Here is a 17,950-nt window from a genome sequence, read left to right as displayed (position 1 = left end):
GTCATGGTCGCGCTGAACGTGGTGCTCACCGAACCGCCCGGCCACGACAGCTGTTTCGTCGAGGTCGAGACTGATGACGGGAAGTCGGTCCGCGTCGGCGAATGGCGGCAACTCGACAACGGTGACTGGGCCCTGCGGCTCACAGCGGACGACCTGGTCGACGCGCTCAGCGAGTCCGAGCAGCTGCGGGCGGCGATGCTGCAACGTTGGGCAGAGATCCGGCCCCAGCCTGCCGAGCGACTGCGCGGACTGCTGACCCGCAGGGGACGTCACCGGAATCAACGCCTCGACGCCGCGTAGGCGCAACATTTGTCACCATCATCGACTCCGGCACCCAAGGGCCATCATGATCCCTTGGTCAGGGCGTCCGCGGCTACGCCTACAACTTGTCGGTCAGCCGTCCTGGGCGGGCGAGCCGGCCCTCGATCATCAGCAGCACCTGTTCGAAGTGGTAGTCCATGGCGCTGATCGCTCGCGCAGGATCACGGCTCGTGATCGCCGTCAGGATGTCGGCGTGAATCTGCTGGACCGTGTCGATATGCCCGGCGTCGATCCACACGTCCAGGCCGCGCTCGATGGAGGCACGCAGCGGTATGCGGATAGCCTCGACGAGGTGCGCGAGCATCGCGTTCTGTGAGGCGCGCGCGATGGCGAGGTGGAAGGCGGTGTCCAGCTCCGCGTAGCGGCCAGGGTCGCCGGTCTCCTGGCCCATGGCGTCCACGAGGTCGCTCAGGTTTGCGGTGTCGTCGGCGGTGGCGCGGCTCGCTGCCAGGCGGGCGACCTCGACCTCGACGCCGCGCCGCACCTCGAGCAGCTCGATGGTCGAGACGTCCTTCAGGCGGGTGGCGAAGCTGAAGTAGGTGGCCAGTGGGGTCGAGGTGAGGGGCCTGATGACCGATCCGACGCCGTTGACGATCTCGACCACGCCGTGGACCTGGAGTGAGCGCAGCGCCTCGCGGACCACGGCACGGCTGACCCCGAACTGAGCGGCCAGCTCGGCCTCCGGCGGCAAGGTCTCACCGGGCTTGATCGTCCCCCGCTCCACGTCGGTGAGCAGTGACTCGATGACGAGATCGGGCAGGCTCTGCCGCTGGACGCGCCGAGTGTTCCCTTCCACCATACGCGGAAGTATAGCAAGCGAGCTATCGGACAGCTTGACAGCTAGACTTGTTCGGATACAGACTTCCGATCGAGCCGAGTCACGAGGCCGGACGCCTGGCTGTCGGTTGCGGCGGCGTTCGACAGAGGGAGGGCTGGTGCGCATACGTAGCGTCACCACAGCGGTCGTGGAAGCGAACTTCGACTGGACCATCGTGCGCATCGAAACCGATGGCGGGCTGGTGGGCTGGGGTGAGTCATTCTTCGCTCCGGGCCTGCCGCGCATCGCCGCCGAGCTGGGCGAGTTGCTCATCGGCCAGGACCCGCGTGACATCAACCGCCTGATCGGCCGGCTCTACGCGGCCGGTTCGGGTGCCGGCTCGGCCGGCGGGATGTTGCTGAACGCGATCTCCGGACTCGACGCGGCGCTGTGGGATCTGACGGCTCGTGCTCTGGACACACCGCTCTGGCGGCTTCTCGGTGGCCGGTTCCACGACGCCGTGCGGGTCTACGCCGACTGCCATGGCTCGTCGGCGCTGACGAGCCTGGGCCCGCTGCTGCAGACGCGACCGTCGCCGTGGGCCCTCGACGCCGACGACGGCTCCGGCCGCAGGACCGGCATCACGCTGTTCGAGCCGGGCGCGGAGACCGAGCCGCTCGACCTGGACCGGGTGACGAAGAACGCGGCCGCGGCCGTGCACCTGGGGTTCGACGCGGTGAAGTTCGACGTCGACGTGCCCGGCCTGATCCCCACGCCTGAGGGAAGCCGCCGGTTGCCGGCTGCGTCGGTGGAGCTGCTTGGCGAGCTGATCGCCGCCATCAAGCTGGGCCTCGGTGGTGCTGCCGAGTTCGCGCTGGACTGCCACTGGCGGTACGACCTCCCCACGGCGCGCACCATCGCCGAGAGGTGCGCGGGTGAAGGCCTGCTCTGGCTGGAGGATCCGCTGGCCGTGGAGAACGGTGACGGACTGCGCGAGCTGGCCCGCTCCACCTCGGTCCCACTCGCCACCGGGGAGAACCTGAGCCGCTGGGCGGGGTTTGCGCCGCTCATCCGCGATCAGGCGGTCGCCGTCGTGACGCCGGATCTGGGCAAGGTCGGCGGCCTGGCCGAAGCGCGCCTGATCGCCCAGACTGCCGACGTCAGCGGCCTGTCCGTCGCGCCGCACAACATCGCCGGCCCGGTCGGCACCGCCTTCGCCGCCCAGGTCTCGGCCACGTTCCCCAACCTGCTCGCGCTGGAGTACCACGCGATGTCCGTGCCCTTCTTCGACGACCTGATCGGCGGTCCGCTCATCGTCGGCGGGCGGATCGCCATGAGCGACCGGCCCGGCATCGGCGTGGACGTCGACGAAGCCGCCGTCCGGCGGCACGCCAAGCCGGGGGAGCCCGTGTTCGGCGCGAGCGCACCGCGGTGACAGCCGATGTCTGAGATGACGGCGGTCGCCTGGCACGGGCGCGGCGATGTGCGGGTCGGCCCATGGCCCCTCGCCGATGCCCTGCCCGACGGCTGGGTGCGGCTCGAGGTCGCGTGGTGCGGGCTGTGCGGTTCGGACGTCGCGGAGTACGCCAGCGGGCCGGTGGTGGTCCCGACCCGTCCGCATCCGCTGTCCGGCCGGCAGGCCCCACTGGTGCTGGGCCACGAGATCTCCGGAATGGTCGTGGCAACCGGGACCGGCGTGACCGGCCTTGCCGTGGGTGACGCGGTGGTCACCGACACGCTGATCGGGTGCGAGACCTGCGCCCACTGCCGCCGCGGGGACGTGAATCTCTGCCGGCTGCTCGCGGCGGCGGGCCTCTCCGCCGACGGCGGGCTGGCCGACTACGTGGACGTGCCGGCGGCGACCTGCGTGCCGCTGCCGGCGCACGTGCCGCTGGACGTCGCCGCGCTCGCCGAGCCGCTGGCCGTCGCGGTGCGGGCGCTGGACAGGGCCGGGCCACTCGACGGCGCGGACGTGGTCGTGCTGGGTGCGGGAACGGTGGGCTCGCTCATCGCCCTGCTCCTCGAGGCGACTCCGGCGCGCTCGCTCGTCGTGGCCGAGCGGCGCGCGGCGCAGCGTGGGCTCGTCGGGCGGCTGACGGCTGCCCACGTCGTCGAGTCCCTGGGCGCTTCGCCGCCGCGGCCCGACCGGCGGGTGGTCGCGTTCGAGTGCACCGGCAGCTCGGCCGCTCTCAACGAGCTCATCGCCGGGCTCCCCGCGCATTCCCGCATCGTCGTGGTGGGTGTCCACGGCCACCGCACCCCGACCGACCTGCACACCCTGGTGCACCGCGAGCTCGACTTGAACGGCTCGCTCTCCCACAGCAGAGCCGACTTCCGCCGCGCCGTCATCGCGCTGGGCGACGACCCCGGGCGGTACGAGCCGCTCATCACACATCGCATCGGCTGGACCGACGTGCCCATCGGGCTGCACGAGCTGGCCGGCGCACAGACCACGGCGGGCAAGGTCCTCGCCGGACCCGAAGGAGACCGATGGACGACGTAGCGGCTCGGCTCAGCGCCCTGTACTCGGCGGTCGTCTCCGACGCCCTCGACGAGATCGGCATCCGGCACGCGACCATGACACCGGTGCTGCACGGCCTGGGCACCCCAGTGCGGATGGTTGGGCAGGCGGCGACGCTCGAGGTCGTCGCCGTCGACGAGGTGCCGGAGGAGCGATACACCGTCCAGTTCGGTGCCGTGGACCAGCTCCGCGAGGGCGAGATCATGGTCGTGGCCGCGCCGAACGTGGCCAGCGCGTTCTGGGGCGAGCTCATCACCACCAGAGCCATGGTCAACGGCTGCGTCGGCGCCGTCGTCGACGGCTACAGCCGCGACCTGCATCGGATCCGTGGCCACGACTTCGGGCTCTGGGCGAGGGGAACCCACCCGGCGGACTCGGCCGGTCGCCTGGAGGCTGTCCGCGGCCGGGTCCCGGTCACCTGTGCAGGGGTCCGCGTCGACCCTGGCGACTACGTCCTGGCCGACGTCGACGGCGTCGTGGTCGTGCCGGCAGGGGTGGTCGCGGACGTCCTCGAACTGGCCGAGGAGAAGGCCCGGACCGAGAACACGGTGCGGGAGACGCTGCGGGCCGGCGCCACCATCACCCAGACCTATGACGAATACGGTGTCATGTGACGACGTTGCCGATCGAGGACCCGAAACGGGTCGCCGCGCCGGAGTGGACCCGCGACCTGGTGATCTACGAGCTCAACCCGCGCGGGTTCACGTCGCCCGACGGCGCGGGTGACGGCCACGGCAGCGGCACGTTCCGCAGCACGGCCGAACGCCTGCCCTACCTTGCCGACCTGGGCGTCACCGCCATCTGGCTGGCCGGGTTCCACGAGGCCACGGCGCATTTCTACGGCATCTGGAGCACGTACGCGGCGAGCCGCTTCGACCGCGTCGATCCAGCCCTGGGCACCATGGAGGACTTCGACCAGCTGATCCGGACCGCCCACCGGCATGGGATCAAGGTGCTCGTCGATGTCATCGCGCACGGCGTGCTGCGCACCAGCGCACTGGTGGCGGAGCACCCCGACTGGTTCCTCCCGGACGGCACCTGGGGGATGCGCGACTTCGACTACGCCCATCCGGAGTTCCGCGCCTGGTGGATCGACCTGTGGTCCTCGTACGTGACCGAGCACGGCGTCGACGGGTTCCGCGTCGACGTCGACATGTACGACGTCACGGTGTGGGACGAGATCGCCCGCCGGGCCGAGAGCGCCGGGCACCCGATCCTGATCATGCCCGAGAACGGGCGCTACCACGTCGGCCAGCGCGACTGGAGCGGCTTCAGCCCGGACATCGCGGCCGAGTGGAACGCCAACCGGCACCGTTTCACCACGCATCAGATCAGCTGCCACGACGAGGGCTGGTCGGACGGGCCGGGCTCGTACTACGCCCTGCACGGCAGCCGAGCGCGGTTCGGTTACTCCGCCGCGTTCAGCCACCGGATCCCACTGATCTTCGCCGGCGAGGAGTTCGACGCCACACAGGTCAACCTGCCCGCGGTACGGCGCGGCCTGTTCGGCGCAGGCGGACCCGGCGGGTGGCTGTACGGCTGCCAGGTTCCGTGGAGGCAGCTCGAGGAGGATCCGGCTCGGCGCGCCTTCCACACCGACGTGCGGCGCATCCTCGCGATCCGGCGCGAGCACCGGGACGTCTTGAACGCCGACCGCTGGGTGAACGACATGGTGTCGCTCGCCGCCGACCCGGCGGTCACGCTGGTGCCCTATGCGCGCTTCCGCGCCGGCGAGAAGACCATCGTCGTCGCCGGCAACGAGGCGCCGGAACCCTTGTCGTTGAGAGTTCGGTTGCCGCTGGACGTGCTCGGTCTCACCGGTAGGGGCCCGTTCCAGGTGGTGGATGCCTGGAATGGCGGCACGTCGATCGTCGACGAGCGGGCGCTGTCCGACGGCATCGCGCTCACTCTCGGACCGGACACCGCGCCCGGCGGAGGCCTCGCCGTCCTCGTCATCACGCTCGCCTGAGCCCGCCCGTCCGCGCATTTCGCCACGGAAGGTAGCTGCCCATGAGAAACCGCATCGTATACGCCATCACCGTGACCGCCGCGGGGCTGGCCGCCCTGACAAGCTGCGCGGGGTCCACCCCCGGCGACGGCGCCGGGGACGGCTCCGGCGACAGCGAGGCCGGCGACCGCGGCCCGATCACCGTCGCCTCCCGGCCGGACACCACTGGCGTCTTCCAGCATCTGGCTGACCGATGGAACGAGGAGAATCCGACCGAACAAGTGGAGCTGATCGAGCAGCCTCAGAGCTCGGACGAGACGCGCGCCCAGATCGTGCAGAACATGCAAGCACGGAGCAGCGAATTCGATCTCATCATGACCAACAACGTCTGGGTCTCCGAGTTCGCCGCCCGAGATTGGATCGAGGAGATCCCGGAGGAGAGTCTGCCGGACGCCGAACTGCTCGAGGCGCCGCTCGACACGGCCCGGTACGAGGACACGTTGTACGCATTGCCGCTGTACACCGACGCCGGCTTGCTCTACTACAGGTCCGACCTGGTGCCCGAGCCGCCGGGCACGTTCGGCGAGCTCATGGAGTACTGCGACATCGCCGAAGCCGAGGACATGGGTTGCTACGCCGGCCAGTTCGCCAAGTACGACGGTCTGACCGTCAACGTTCAGGAGGCCATCAACGCCGCCGGCGGCGACATCCTCGACGACTCCGGAGCGCCGGCCGTCGATACGCCCGAGGCAGCTGCCGGGCTGCAGTTGCTGCAAGACGCGTTCGAGGAGGGGTGGATCTCGCGGGAGGCGATCACCTATGCCGAGGAGGAGGGCCGGACGGCGTTCCAGCAAGGACGCCTGCTCTTCCTGCGCAACTGGCCCTACATGCACAAGCTGGCGAGCACCGCAGGCGACGGCAATGTCGTGGCGGGGAAGTTCGACGTGGCGCCGCTGCCGGGCATCGACGGCCCCGGCACGAGCGCCTTGGGCGGCTGGAACATGGCGGTCAGTACCTATGGCGAGCACAAGGACACCGCCCGGGACTTCGCGGTGTGGCTGCTCGAGCCGGAGGCGCAACGGTCGTTGCTGGCCGACGGCAGCCTCTCGCCCGTCGTGGCCGAGCTGTACGACGACCCCGAGCTGGTGGAGCAGTTCCCGTACTTGCCAGCCTTGAAAGAAGCGCTCGCGAATGCCCGACCGCTGCCCAAGTCGCCGGCTTGGAGCGCGATCTCGCTGGCCGTTCAGGACGCCTCCTACGCCGTGCTGCAGGGCGAGACCGATCCGGCGGACGCAGTCCGCGACCTGCAGGCAGCGCTCATCGACGCGATCGAGAACATGTAGGCGGGCCGACGATGTCTGCGGCGACAACCACCGTGGCGCGGCACAGCTCCAGGTCGAGCGGGCTGCCCCAGCATCAGGCTGAGCGTCGCCTCGGCCGGCGGCTTTTGCTGCCCACCGCCATCCTGCTCACGCTCATGGTGGGCTATCCGATCGTGTGGGCCCTGCGTCTGTCCCTCTTCTCGGACAGCATCACCGGGCAGACCCACCTGGTCGGGTTCGACAACTATGCCCGCGCATTGTGGGGAAGCGACGCCGTCCAGTTCTGGGCCGCCGTCCGCGACACGGCGCTGTTCACCGTCGCGGCCGGCGGCCTGGAGTTGGTGATCGGCGTGGCGATGGCGCTCGTCATGAGCCATCTCGGCGTGTTTCGCGGCTTGGTTCGGGCAATGATCTTGGTGCCTTGGGCCATTCCCACGGCCGTCGCGGCGGTGCTGTGGAAGTGGATGCTCACCCCCAATGGCATCGTCAACGAGCTGCTGGGACGGCAGATCCTCTGGACGGGGGAGACAACCCCGGCCCGGACCGCCGTCGTGCTCATCGACGTCTGGAAGACGGCGCCCTTTGTCGGCCTCCTGGTCCTCGCCGGCCTGCAGTTGATTCCCAAAGATCTCTACGAGTCCGCCAAGATCGACGGCGCCGGAGCGGTACGTCGCTTCCGCAGCATCACCCTGCCGCTGGTGGCGCCCGCCATCCTGGTGGCGATGCTGTTCCGCGTCCTGGACCTCATGCGGATGTACGACACGCCGGCCATCCTCACGAACGGCGCCAACGGAACCGCCACCTTGTCCCTGTTCACCTACGAGCACGCCATCGACCAGGCGAAGTTCGGCTATGGGTCGGCCCTGTCCACCCTGACGTTCATGCTGATCTTCGCTGCAGCGTTCCTGATCATCCGGCTGTGCGGGGTGAAGGTCTTCGCATCGGACAGGGAAGGGAGTGGCGGATGACCACGACCGCGGACGTATCCGTGGGTGCCCGTACCGGAGCACGGGCTCGCCGTGCCGTGGCGCCTGCGCGCCGCCGGCGGCGCACGCTGGTGGTGCTCGGTCAGCTGGTGGGCTTCGCCGTCCTCGCCATGTGGTGCCTGTTCCCCATGTACTGGATGATCGTCTCGAGCTTGAAGGGGCCGTCGGCCATCCTGAGCAACTCGCTCGTGCCGGCATCTCCGTCGCTGCTCAACTTCGAGACGATCTTCCAGGGCTCGCACAACCTCCTCTACGCGCTGCGCAACAGCCTCATCGTGGCCGGCACTACGACGGTCATCGCCCTGATCGTGGGCACCCTGGCCGCATACGCGGCGGCCCGCCTGCCGATCAAGCGGCGCGGCCTCGTCATGGGCATCGTTCTGGCGACGTCGATGTTCCCGCACATCGCGATCGTCCCGCCGCTGTTCCAGCTCTTCACCGAATGGGGGTGGATAGACACCTACCAGGCGCTGGTGCTTCCGTACGTGAGCTTCGGGCTGCCGTTCGCCATCTGGGTGCTGTACAGCTACTTCCGGCAACTACCGTGGGAGCTCGAACAGGCGGCGCAGGTGGACGGATGTACGCCCCTCACAGCGTTCGCGCGCATCGTGCTGCCGCTCGCCGCTCCTGCCGTCTTCACCACCGCGATCCTCGTGTTCATCATCGCCTGGAACGAGTTCCTGATGGCGAACACCTTCAGCCTCACCCTCGCCTCGCAGCCGGTCACGGTCGCGATCGCGCGCTTCACCGGCGGCAGCGAACTCGAGCAACCGTTCGGGCCGATCATGGCGGCCGGCGTCGTGGTCACCATCCCGCTGATCATCGTGGTCTTGATCTTCCAGCGGAAGATCATCGGCGGGTTGACCGCCGGAGGGCTCAAAGGTTGACGAAGCAGCCGATCGGTGGGCGCTGGCCGGCTTACAGAAGCACCGAAACGATACGGCGTGCCGTCGACGCCGGCGCGCACGCAGTGGTGGTCGGCAATGCCATCACCTCTCCGTACTGGATCACCCGGAGCATCATCCGATCTCTGAGCGGGACGCCGACACCCGCACCATATGAAGCAAGGTCTGCTGCACGAGTAGGTGACAGCGGTTCTCAGGCGGCGAGTGCGACCTGAGTGGTGTTGATCGTCTCGTATTCGATGGGTTTGAGTCGACCGAGACGGGCCTGGCGGCGTCGGCGGCGGTAGGTGCGTTCGATCCAGGTGATGATCGCCAGGCGTAGCTCGTGGCGGCTGGCCCAGCGACGTCGGTCCAGGACGTTGCTCTGCAGCAGGGCGAAAACGACTCCATCGCGGCGTTGTTTCCGGCGGCCCGACCGACGCTCAGCGGGCCGTCGCTGGCCGGAGCGGAGCTTGCTGCGGAATACGCGCTTGATGCGTTCGGTGGTGCCCGCGCATGGGTGGGCGGGACGCGAATGCAGGCGGGCGGGCAGATTTGAGTCTGAGAAGTGGCATAGGTGTAAACCACATAAGTACGCTCTATGTGTAAACACGAAGGGCCGGCAAAGCGATTGCTGTGCAATAAGCGACATTCCGTGCCTCGTTCGAGGCTAGCCGAATCGACCATGGCCGTGACCTGGTTCTTTGTGTGCGATTAATCGCGACGCGGAGATGCATGTGTCGCGGTCGTGACAGTCTTGAACGTCCGAAATTTCCAATTGCGTGACGGTGTGCCTCGCTTCGCCAAGCATTCTTAGTACCGTGAATCGAAGATCGCAAACCCCTTGACACCCAAAATTCGGCCTGTTTGAGTAGCCCTGCTTGGCCCTATCAATAGGAAATCGCACATTGGCATAAGGATCGGTGAGTCGGAGGATCGTGCTTGCCGTGGGCTTCCATGGATCTTTCGCATTGTTTGGTCGGCGTGTCTTCGCACTCGTGTGTTGCCTTGCCGTCATTCCGCATAGCGATCCTGTGGCCGGGGCCGAGGTTGATTGGCAGCTGAGGGGAGCGAGGACATGACAACGCGCCATCGAGGAAGGTATCGCGGTCGACGCAGGTGGGGCCGCGACGGCGCAGCTCTTGTTCCGACGGATCTTGTGAGGCGAGTTGTTGCGGCGCTTCGGCGGCCATCGGCCGGCATGCTCGTATTGGGCATTCTGAGCTCACTACTCCTCGCGGCGTTGCCGATCAACGCGCAGGCCGCTTCCGCTCCGGCGCCAGATGAGACAGGCGCGGCGCCTTCTGCTTACGACGACGAGTCGGCGTCGAGCTTGCCTGAAACTCCCGAAGGTGATGGCGCCGTAACCGCCGAACCGGAGGAAGAGACGGGCGCTCCAGCGCAAGATCTGAGCGGGTCGGTCGAGGAACCCGCCACGGCCTCCGACGAATGGAGCGAGCCGCAGAGTACGGGGGTCTCTGCGGAGAGCGACGAACCGGAGCCAGTGCGGCAGGCTGTACGCGGCGAGGACGACGCAGTGGACCTTCAGCCCGCTGAAGAGACCACGGACGGCGAAACCATCGTGTCGCCGACATCGGTGAACCCGGTCGGGACAGCAGTGCGGCAGGACAACACCTTCTATGCCTATGTCGGCGCCGGCGAGAACATCGACATCGACTTCGCCAAGGTCGGAAACGCCACCAACGCCGGGGACGTGGAGATCACGGTTCGGGGCCCTGGTGGCGTGGTTCAGACATGTACAGCCTTGGAAGCCGACCCGGCCGGCAGCGGATGCTCGTGGACGGATCTGACGTCGAGCACGGAAGGTGTCTGGCAGGTCGACTTCGAACCGGTCGCTGCCACGGGTGACAGGTACGAGTGGGACATCCAGGTGCAGAGTGGTGCGGCGACGATCGACGGGCGTGTCTACTCGGAGCGATACGCGATGACGCAGGTCTCTACGGCCACGCCCTCGGATTTCACCTTCTGGTACCAGAGCGAGCACGGGTTCCTGTACGAGGCGACGTATACCGACTTCAACGGCATCGACTCGGTCTTCTCGTCGGACGCGACCGGCGTGGCCCAGCTCGACAGCTGCGTTTCGGCGTACGAGAGTATGGACTCCGTTGGGAATGACGCCGACACAGGCCGGCTATGGGTCCCGCCGCTGGGCGAATGCGGCGATCCCTACAAGATCTTCTTCGAGAACCCGGACCCGGCCCTGCCGGCCACCGCGCAGCTGTGGGACGGATCGACCGTGTGGCTGCAGCCGGCTGTGGAGCTGCCGGATCTGTCCAACCTCTCTTTCACACCCGACAGCGCCACGGTACAGAGCGGCGAGTTCACGTTCGACGTGGTGAACTTCACCGGCCAGCTCAACGTGCAGGTGGACGTCAACAACGACGGGGACTACACCGATCCGGAAGATGTCACGGTGCCGGTGGCAGTGACCCAGGACGGCACGGTCACGGTGCCGTTCGACGGTCTCGACGGCCTGGGCAACCCGATCCCTGCAACGCAGGAGCTTGGCGCGCGGGTCGCGATCGACCAGGTCGGTGAGATCCACTTCGTCAACAATGACGTGGAGACCCGTGGCGGCCTGGAGGTGCAGGCGCTCAACGGCCCGGACGCCGGATCGTCCACGCTGTACTGGAACGACACCGAACTCCTTGACTCGGGTCGAGACTGCACCACGCCGCAGACCGATGGCACCGGCGGCGTGGACAGCACCGGCGGCGTCCATGGCTGGGACTGCAGTGACGTGCCGCAGCTGGGCAACGACAACACCGGCGAGTCCGGCAGCTGGGGCGACGTTCGCCAGATCGACGACTGGACCTACCACACCATCGACGAGTTCGAAGAGATCCGGATTGCTTCCCGCGAACTGGACGTGGACAAGACCTCGGACGCCACCGCGGATTCTCGTCCAGGCGACACGGTGAGGTACACGGTGACGTTGACCAACGTCGGCACCGGGGACTACACGGCCGAGGCGCCGGCAGTTCTGCTGGACGATCTCACGGGCGTTCTCGACGACGCGACCCTGGACGAGTCGTCGCTGTCCGCTGACCGGCAGGGCTCGCTGGCCTTCGCCGACCCGATGGTGTCGTGGACCGGCGAGCTGGTCGCCGGTGATTCGGTCACCGTCACGTACGAGGTGACGTTGACCGGTGATGGCGACGGGTTGGTGCGCAACGTGGTGTTCGTGCCGCCGTGTGACCCCGCAGACCCGGGCTGTGACGTTCCGCCGACGCCCGAGTGCGACCCGCCCAACGAAGACGGGCTCGACCCGGAAACCGGGTTGCCATGTGACGAGATCGAGTTCGAGCTGCCGTGGCTGATTATCGACAAGGTCGCCGACACGGCCGAACTGCCCGAGGTGGGCGGGACGGTGACATATACCGTGGTCGCCACCAACGTCGGGCCCGGCGACTACACCGCCACCGCGCCGGCACCGGTGGTCGACGACGTGTCCGACGTGCTGGATGACGCCACGCTCGACGAGTCCACGTTGACGGCCGACCGACCGGGCGCCCTGGATTTCACCGAGCCCGAAATCACCTGGGGGGGCGAACTGGCCTCCGGGGAGTCGGTGACTATCACCTACACGGTCACCTACACCGGTGAAGGCGACCAGGTGCTGATCAACACAGCGTGTATCCCGGAGGAAGAGGCCGCGCCCGACACCGACCCGTGCGCAACCGTTGAGCTTCCCTGGCCGGACATCGAGGACAGCAAGTCGGTCGAGGCATCCGATGATCCGGTGGGCGCCGGAACGGTTCTGACCTACACGCTGACGTTCACCAACACCGGCTCGGCTGCCGGCCAGGTCGACAAGGTCGACAACCTGACCCACGTGCTGGACGACGCCGACGTCACCTCGCCCCCAGTGGCGAGCGATCCCGCACTGAGCGTGTCGGCGATCGAGAACGGACAGTTCACCATCACCGGGACCCTGCAGCCTGACCAAACGGTCACCGTCACCTACCAGGTGACACTGCGGCCAGACGGCGAGCGCGGGGACAACGTCGCGGCGAACTTCCTCATCCCGCCCGGCGAAGAGGTGTGCGACCCGGCCGATCCGGACTGTGAGGTGCCGCCGTGCGAACCCGCCGAGGGAGAAGAGCCCGACTGCACGGTGACGCCGATCGGTGAGATCGAGGACACCAAGTCCGCCGATCCGGAGAGCACGACACCGGTCAATGCAGGGCAGGAGCTGACCTACACGCTCACGTTCACCAACATCGGCGAGGCCGCCGGCCTCGTCGACAGGGTCGACGACCTGACCCACGTGTTCGACGACGCCGACTTCGTGAGCGCCCCGACGGCATCCGACCCGGCGCTGACGGCGACCGGTCCGGACGAGGAGGACCGGATCCACATCACCGGTGAACTCGCGGCCGGGCAGACTGTCACCGTCAGCTACACGGTTCGGGTGCGCGATGCAGCAGAGCGCGGCGACGACATCCTCGCGAACTTCCTGCTCGACCCCCAGGAAGAGCCGCCGACGGAACCGGTCTGCGAGCCGGCGGAGGACGAGGATCCGGACTGCACCACCCACCCGGTCGGGAACCTGGTAGTGGAAAAGTCTGCGGACCCGGAGTCCGGAACCGAACTGCAGCCCGGTGACAAGGTGACCTACACGCTCACCTTCGCCAATCCGGGCGAGGGGCCGGCCGAGGTCGACTACACCGACCACGCCGCGGGTGTAGCGGACGACACCGCACTGCTGGAGGGGCCGACCGCATCCGACGCGGCGCTGGCCGTATCCGACATCGAGGACGGCGCCTATACGATCACCGGCACGCTCGCCGCCGGTCAGACCGTCACCGTCACGTACACCGTTCGTGTCGAGCCCTACGACGAGCAGGGTGACGGTCTGTTGGAGAACTTCCTTACGCCAACCGGTGAGGAACCGCCCAGCGAATGCGTCGAAACCAACCTGCTGTGTACCGAGCACCCGGTGCAGGAGCCCTCGGGCGACGATCCGGACCTGCCTGACACAGGCGCCAACCTCACCACATGGCTCCTGCTCAGCGGATTCGCAATGGTGATCGGTGGGCTGGCCGTCGCTGCCACGCTTCGTCGACGCGAGCGGCTGCAGTGAGCAGGAACGATTGACCGGCTGATCTGATCCAATCCGCGGCGGTTGTGCCTCGTCCTCTGAGGTCGGGCACAACCGCCGCACTTGCGTCCTCCAAGGCAACAGGTGACCTCGGCCGCAGCGGGTTGGCGTCCCGAAACTTCACCGACGTCGTCAACCGGCCGAGCGATCCGTGTGGCATGGTTCGTGGCATCAACTGAGGTCAACCAGTGTGGTTGTTGCGCTCCAAGAAGGGGTCCGGATGAAACCATCGTTACTGGTAGTGGCCATATTCGGCGGTGTCATGCGGCCTTTCTGATCCGCAGGTCGCGGGGCCGGGCGTGGTCGGTCCACTGCCTAGATGCGGTCGCGCGCCCGCAGTGCGGATCCGTGGTCAGTGCACTGACGTGGTGCGAAATGGAGTGGAACGAGGGTGGCTGTAGCATGTGGTGCAGCTGTCGTCGTGACTGTTGTTGCTGGTAGTGGCTGTATGAGGCGTTGTCGTGCAGCCTTACAACCAGCGGTCGTAGGTTCGAACCTTACTGCGCTCACTCCACAGAACCGCAGCTCATACGCCATGTGGCGACCCAGACAAGTGGGCCCGCATCAACCACGGCACACGCGCGGGCGTGTCCTGGTGCCGGGGGGCGACGCTGGTCGACGGTTGGTTCGCAGCGCTTGAACGCTTCATACAGCCGTCGGGAGGAACACGCGGCGACCGCGCCCGGACGACGTTGGGCGTGGCCACTCAGAGATGTGGAGAGGTCGAGTACTGGCCAGGCGGTGTGAGTCCCACGGCGCCGGGCAGCAACCCCACCCGTCGGCGGCCGTCCGCCGGACGGTCCCGAGGGCGCGTGACGAGTACGGAGCGTCCCCCACGACGTAGAGCCGATCGGTGCCCTCGACGAGCATCGTCTCGTCCACGCTCAGTCTCAGGCCTGGGTCGAGCCCGATCGTCTCCGAGGCCGAGGTGCTCGGTATTCGGGGCGATGCCCGGTGGCGACGGCGATGCGGATGGAGCCGTCGTGCTCGGCCGGACCGGAGAGCCGCTCGCGCACGCGCCGACAAGCTCGCGCACGCGCCGACCAGGTTGACGCCAATGTCGGTAGGCGCTAGCTTACCGTCCACCGTCGACGGAATACGAACGACGGACGACGGAGAGGGTGGTCACGTGGACAACGCGAATCCGATGAGCGATGACGTGCTGCCGAAGGTGCAGCGTTCGGCGCTGAGCGAGGACGTCTACAGTTCGCTGCGCGAGGTCATCCTGCGCGGCCGGCTCAAGCCCGACCAGCGCATCGTCGAAGAACGCCTCGCCGCCCAGCTCGGGGTCAGCCGGGCGCCGCTTCGCGAGGCGATCTGGCAGCTCAAGGCGGACGGGCTGATCGTCGGCGCCGGACGCAGCACCCGGGTGGTGGCACTGTCACAACGCGACATCCGCGAACTGCACCTGTTGCGCACCACCCTCGAAACCACCCTGTACCAGAGCGCGGCGACGGTGATTTCGGAGAAGGAGATCGAGGCGCTGGACCGGCTGGTGCGCAAGATGGAGATGGTCACGGCCTCCGAGCAGTGCCATCAGCAGATCGCCCAGTTGGACTTCGAGTTCCATCAGAGCCTCTGCGAGGTGCCCGATCTACCGCGGGTGCGCAGCGTCTGGGAAGACCAGCATGTGTTGTTCCGACTCTGGCTCAATGTCGTGGCCGAGGCCGAGGACGATCCGATGGCCATCGCGCGCCACCACCGCATCTTGCTGGAGGCGGTGGTCGACGGCGATCCGTCGCGCATCGCGGTGGAGACGGCCCGGCATGTCTATCTGATCTCCGACGCGTTCCACACCGAGCGGCGTCGATGGATCCGCGAGCACGCCGAGCAGGCTGGCGACCCCTACCACCTCGTGGAACACCTGGCCGACGGCGGGGAGGCGGGGTGAGGACGATCGACCTGACGCTGCCGCTCTACCCGTTCATGCCGGTCGGCAACGTCTGGGCCTGGGACTCCCCGTTCCAGTTGGCGCCGATCATGACGCCGGACAGCCATGGCGTCAGTGCCTACGACATGAGTTTCCACAGCGAGACCGGGACCCGCTTGATGCTCGCGGCCTGCTACGCCGACGACGCTCCCAAGATCGACGAGCTCGACTACGCGCGACTGGTGAACCGGCCGGCCGTGGTAATCGACATCCCGAAGGGGGCCCTGGAAGCGATCATGCCCGAGGACATTGACGCCACTCTGGCCGTCGATCCGGACGTGCGGCCCGGGGACGCGGTTCTCGTCCGCACCGGGTGGGGCGACGGTGAGCGGTACCGCCGGCTCGGCGACGAGTACGCCACCACCACGCCGCACTTCTCCGTCGCCGGTGCCGAACGGCTGGTCGAGGTCATGAGGGAAAAGGACCTGGACCTGATGCTGACCGACTGCGCCTATGTCGGCGGGCACGGCAAAGGCCTGCAGTACCCGGAATGGTCGTCGCGGCGGCCTTGGGACCGCCCGCCATTCCCGTCCGACCAAGCCCGGATCTATATGCGGCACTACGTCGGCTCCCGCGGCGCCGGTGGGACCGGACCGGACTTCCCGGCATCGGTGCCGTTGCACGCGTCGGTGTCGCCGGTGGCCGCGCTGGCCAACTGCGGGTCCGTCACCGCCAAGCGGATCACGGTCACGGTCCTGCCGCTGTACCTCGCCGGCGCGGCGGGGGCACCGTGCACCGTCGTCGCCATGGAGGAGTGACATGACCGCGACCAGCAGCGTACACACGCTGACCTTGCCGATCGCGCCGCACAGCCCGGTGAGCTCGGTCTTCCCCTGGGACTCACCACACCTGCGCGAGGACATCGCCACGGTGGAGCGTAACCGCGCGCACCTGTTCCACATCCGGATGGGCAGCGGGACGGGTACCCGGATGCGTACCTCCGGGTATGGGGACGCCAGCGGAGCCACCATCGACAGCCTCCCGCGCGACCGCCTGGTCAACCTCGACACCGTCGTGCTGCGGATCCCCAAGGACCGTGAGGAATCGATCGGACCCGCGGACGTGCGAACCGCGTTCGAGGCCAGCGACACCGCGGGTGCCTGGACCGGATGCGCCGTTCTCCTGGTCACCGGCTGGGGTGATCACAGCCCAAGGGAGCTGGGCGAGGACTACCTGTTGGCGACGCCACACCTGAGTGCGGCGGGCGCCGCCGACCTGGCCGGCGAGTTGCGCCGCCGCGGAGCGCCGCTGTTCCTGACCGATTGTGCGGACGTGGACCGTCCCGGTGGCCGGCACGCTCGAGCGGAGTGGGCCTCGGTGGTGCCATGGCAGCGGCCGCCGTGGCCGTCGGACCAGGCCAAGGCGTACCTGCGGCACTACCCGGCGGAGAAGGCGCGTGCCGACCGAGCGGTCTCACTGTCACTCACCGCGGTTGTGCCGACGGTGGTCGCCCTGGCTGGCTGCGGCTCGATCCAGGCCGACCGGGTGCGCCTGACGGCCCTGCCGTTGGCCGTGACCGACGTCGCCGAGGCGCCCTGCACAGTCGTCGCCGAACCTCTCTGAGCTGCGCGGACCGACCAGCACGAGTACACCGACACCGAGGAGGCCCCGCATGAACCCACCGATAGAGTCCGGCGCCGATCGGATCGCCACACTCGCCGGCCGGCCAGGCCGGCTGATTGCCGCATCGCTGAAGCCGGGGGAGCAGCTCACCGACCGGATCGAGGAGATCTGCGCCGAGCACGGCGTGCGGACCGCGGTGATCGCGTCGGTGATCGGCACCATCAGCGAGGTCTATCTGCGCAACCCACGGGACACCACCACGCTGCCGATCAGGCACGAGCACGAGTTCGCCGACGAGATCGACACCGTCGTACTGCGGCGATCTATGGAGATCCTGTCGATCCAGGGCAACGTCACGACTCTCGACGGGAAGCTGTGGGCACACTGCCACGGCCTGTTCTCCGAGGCCGGCGGTTCCGTACGCGGCGGGCACGTCTTCAGAGCGACCATCTGGAGCCAAGGCGAGGTCTTCCTCCAGGAGCTTGAGGACGTCGACATCGACCGTGCCTACGACACCGAGGTCACCGGACTGCCGCAGATCCGGCTACGCCGGGGCTGACCTCCGCATTCACCCGTTCATAGTCAGCCCGACC

The 17,950-nt window shown here is 67.8% G+C and carries 14 protein-coding genes and 1 pseudogene; 13 read left to right on the top strand and 2 right to left on the bottom strand.

Going from position 1 to position 17,950, the window contains the following annotated elements; genetic code table 11:
* Positions 1-3 precede the first annotated feature (3 nt).
* On the top strand, positions 4-300 hold the full coding sequence (locus tag E1269_RS09200; protein ID WP_131893638.1) for a hypothetical protein: 297 nt from the start codon (positions 4-6) through the stop codon (positions 298-300).
* Positions 301-379: 79 nt separating this feature from the next.
* On the opposite strand, the gene E1269_RS09195 is transcribed toward E1269_RS09200, so the two are convergent.
* On the bottom strand, positions 380-1,120 hold the full coding sequence (locus tag E1269_RS09195) for a FadR/GntR family transcriptional regulator (RefSeq protein WP_162606305.1): 741 nt from the start codon (positions 1,118-1,120) through the stop codon (positions 380-382).
* Positions 1,121-1,256: 136 nt separating this feature from the next.
* Here E1269_RS09195 and E1269_RS09190 point away from each other — a divergent pair, with 136 nt between their 5' ends.
* Genes E1269_RS09190 through E1269_RS09160 form a run of 7 tightly spaced genes read left to right on the top strand, consistent with a single transcriptional unit; the run spans position 1,257 to position 8,742 of the window.
* Complete coding sequence (locus tag E1269_RS09190) at positions 1,257-2,513, top strand: mandelate racemase/muconate lactonizing enzyme family protein (RefSeq protein ID WP_162606304.1); 1,257 nt, start codon at positions 1,257-1,259, stop codon at positions 2,511-2,513.
* 6 nt (positions 2,514-2,519) lie between these two features.
* Positions 2,520-3,581, top strand: coding sequence for an alcohol dehydrogenase catalytic domain-containing protein (locus tag E1269_RS09185; RefSeq protein ID WP_131893632.1), 1,062 nt, complete (start codon positions 2,520-2,522; stop codon positions 3,579-3,581).
* On the top strand, positions 3,569-4,213 hold the full coding sequence (locus tag E1269_RS09180; protein ID WP_131893630.1) for an RraA family protein: 645 nt from the start codon (positions 3,569-3,571) through the stop codon (positions 4,211-4,213). The genes E1269_RS09185 and E1269_RS09180 overlap by 13 nt, the downstream gene beginning before the upstream one ends.
* Complete coding sequence (locus E1269_RS09175) at positions 4,210-5,568, top strand: alpha-amylase family glycosyl hydrolase (protein WP_162606303.1); 1,359 nt, start codon at positions 4,210-4,212, stop codon at positions 5,566-5,568. Before E1269_RS09180 ends, E1269_RS09175 begins: the two co-directional genes overlap by 4 nt.
* Positions 5,569-5,609: 41 nt before the next feature.
* Positions 5,610-6,890 carry an ABC transporter substrate-binding protein gene (locus tag E1269_RS09170; RefSeq protein WP_131893626.1) on the top strand — a complete coding sequence of 427 codons (1,281 nt, stop codon included), beginning with the start codon at positions 5,610-5,612 and terminating at the stop codon, positions 6,888-6,890.
* 11 nt (positions 6,891-6,901) lie between these two features.
* Complete coding sequence (locus E1269_RS09165) at positions 6,902-7,837, top strand: carbohydrate ABC transporter permease (RefSeq protein ID WP_131893624.1); 936 nt, start codon at positions 6,902-6,904, stop codon at positions 7,835-7,837.
* The gene (locus tag E1269_RS09160) at positions 7,834-8,742 is read left to right on the top strand and encodes a carbohydrate ABC transporter permease (RefSeq protein WP_131893622.1); all 909 of its coding nucleotides are present in this window, start codon (positions 7,834-7,836) and stop codon (positions 8,740-8,742) included. The genes E1269_RS09165 and E1269_RS09160 overlap by 4 nt, the downstream gene beginning before the upstream one ends.
* Before the next feature lie 211 nt (positions 8,743-8,953).
* Here the strand turns inward: E1269_RS09160 and E1269_RS32815 are convergent.
* Positions 8,954-9,183: pseudogene (locus tag E1269_RS32815) on the bottom strand (IS3 family transposase); the annotation flags it as partial.
* Positions 9,184-9,817: 634 nt separating this feature from the next.
* Between E1269_RS32815 and E1269_RS09145 the strand changes: the two are divergent.
* The 5 genes from E1269_RS09145 (at position 9,818) to E1269_RS09120 (ending at position 17,916) form a co-directional block, all read left to right on the top strand.
* Positions 9,818-13,846 carry a DUF7927 domain-containing protein gene (locus tag E1269_RS09145; protein WP_131893618.1) on the top strand — a complete coding sequence of 1,343 codons (4,029 nt, stop codon included), beginning with the start codon at positions 9,818-9,820 and terminating at the stop codon, positions 13,844-13,846.
* Positions 13,847-14,993: 1,147 nt separating this feature from the next.
* Positions 14,994-15,755, top strand: a complete 762-nt coding sequence (locus E1269_RS09135; RefSeq protein ID WP_162606302.1) for a GntR family transcriptional regulator — start codon at positions 14,994-14,996, stop codon at positions 15,753-15,755.
* Positions 15,752-16,552: a cyclase family protein gene (locus E1269_RS09130; protein WP_162606301.1), complete on the top strand. Its 801-nt coding sequence runs from the start codon at positions 15,752-15,754 to the stop codon at positions 16,550-16,552. Before E1269_RS09135 ends, E1269_RS09130 begins: the two co-directional genes overlap by 4 nt.
* A gap of 1 nt (position 16,553) precedes the next feature.
* On the top strand, positions 16,554-17,357 hold the full coding sequence (locus tag E1269_RS09125) for a cyclase family protein (protein ID WP_162606300.1): 804 nt from the start codon (positions 16,554-16,556) through the stop codon (positions 17,355-17,357).
* 49 nt (positions 17,358-17,406) lie between these two features.
* On the top strand, positions 17,407-17,916 hold the full coding sequence (locus tag E1269_RS09120; protein ID WP_131893608.1) for a PPC domain-containing DNA-binding protein: 510 nt from the start codon (positions 17,407-17,409) through the stop codon (positions 17,914-17,916).
* Positions 17,917-17,950 lie beyond the last annotated feature (34 nt).

The organism is Jiangella asiatica, assembly GCF_004349065.1.
Lineage (GTDB): Bacteria > Actinomycetota > Actinomycetes > Jiangellales > Jiangellaceae > Jiangella > Jiangella asiatica.
This window is presented reverse-complemented; position numbering and strand designations above follow the sequence as displayed.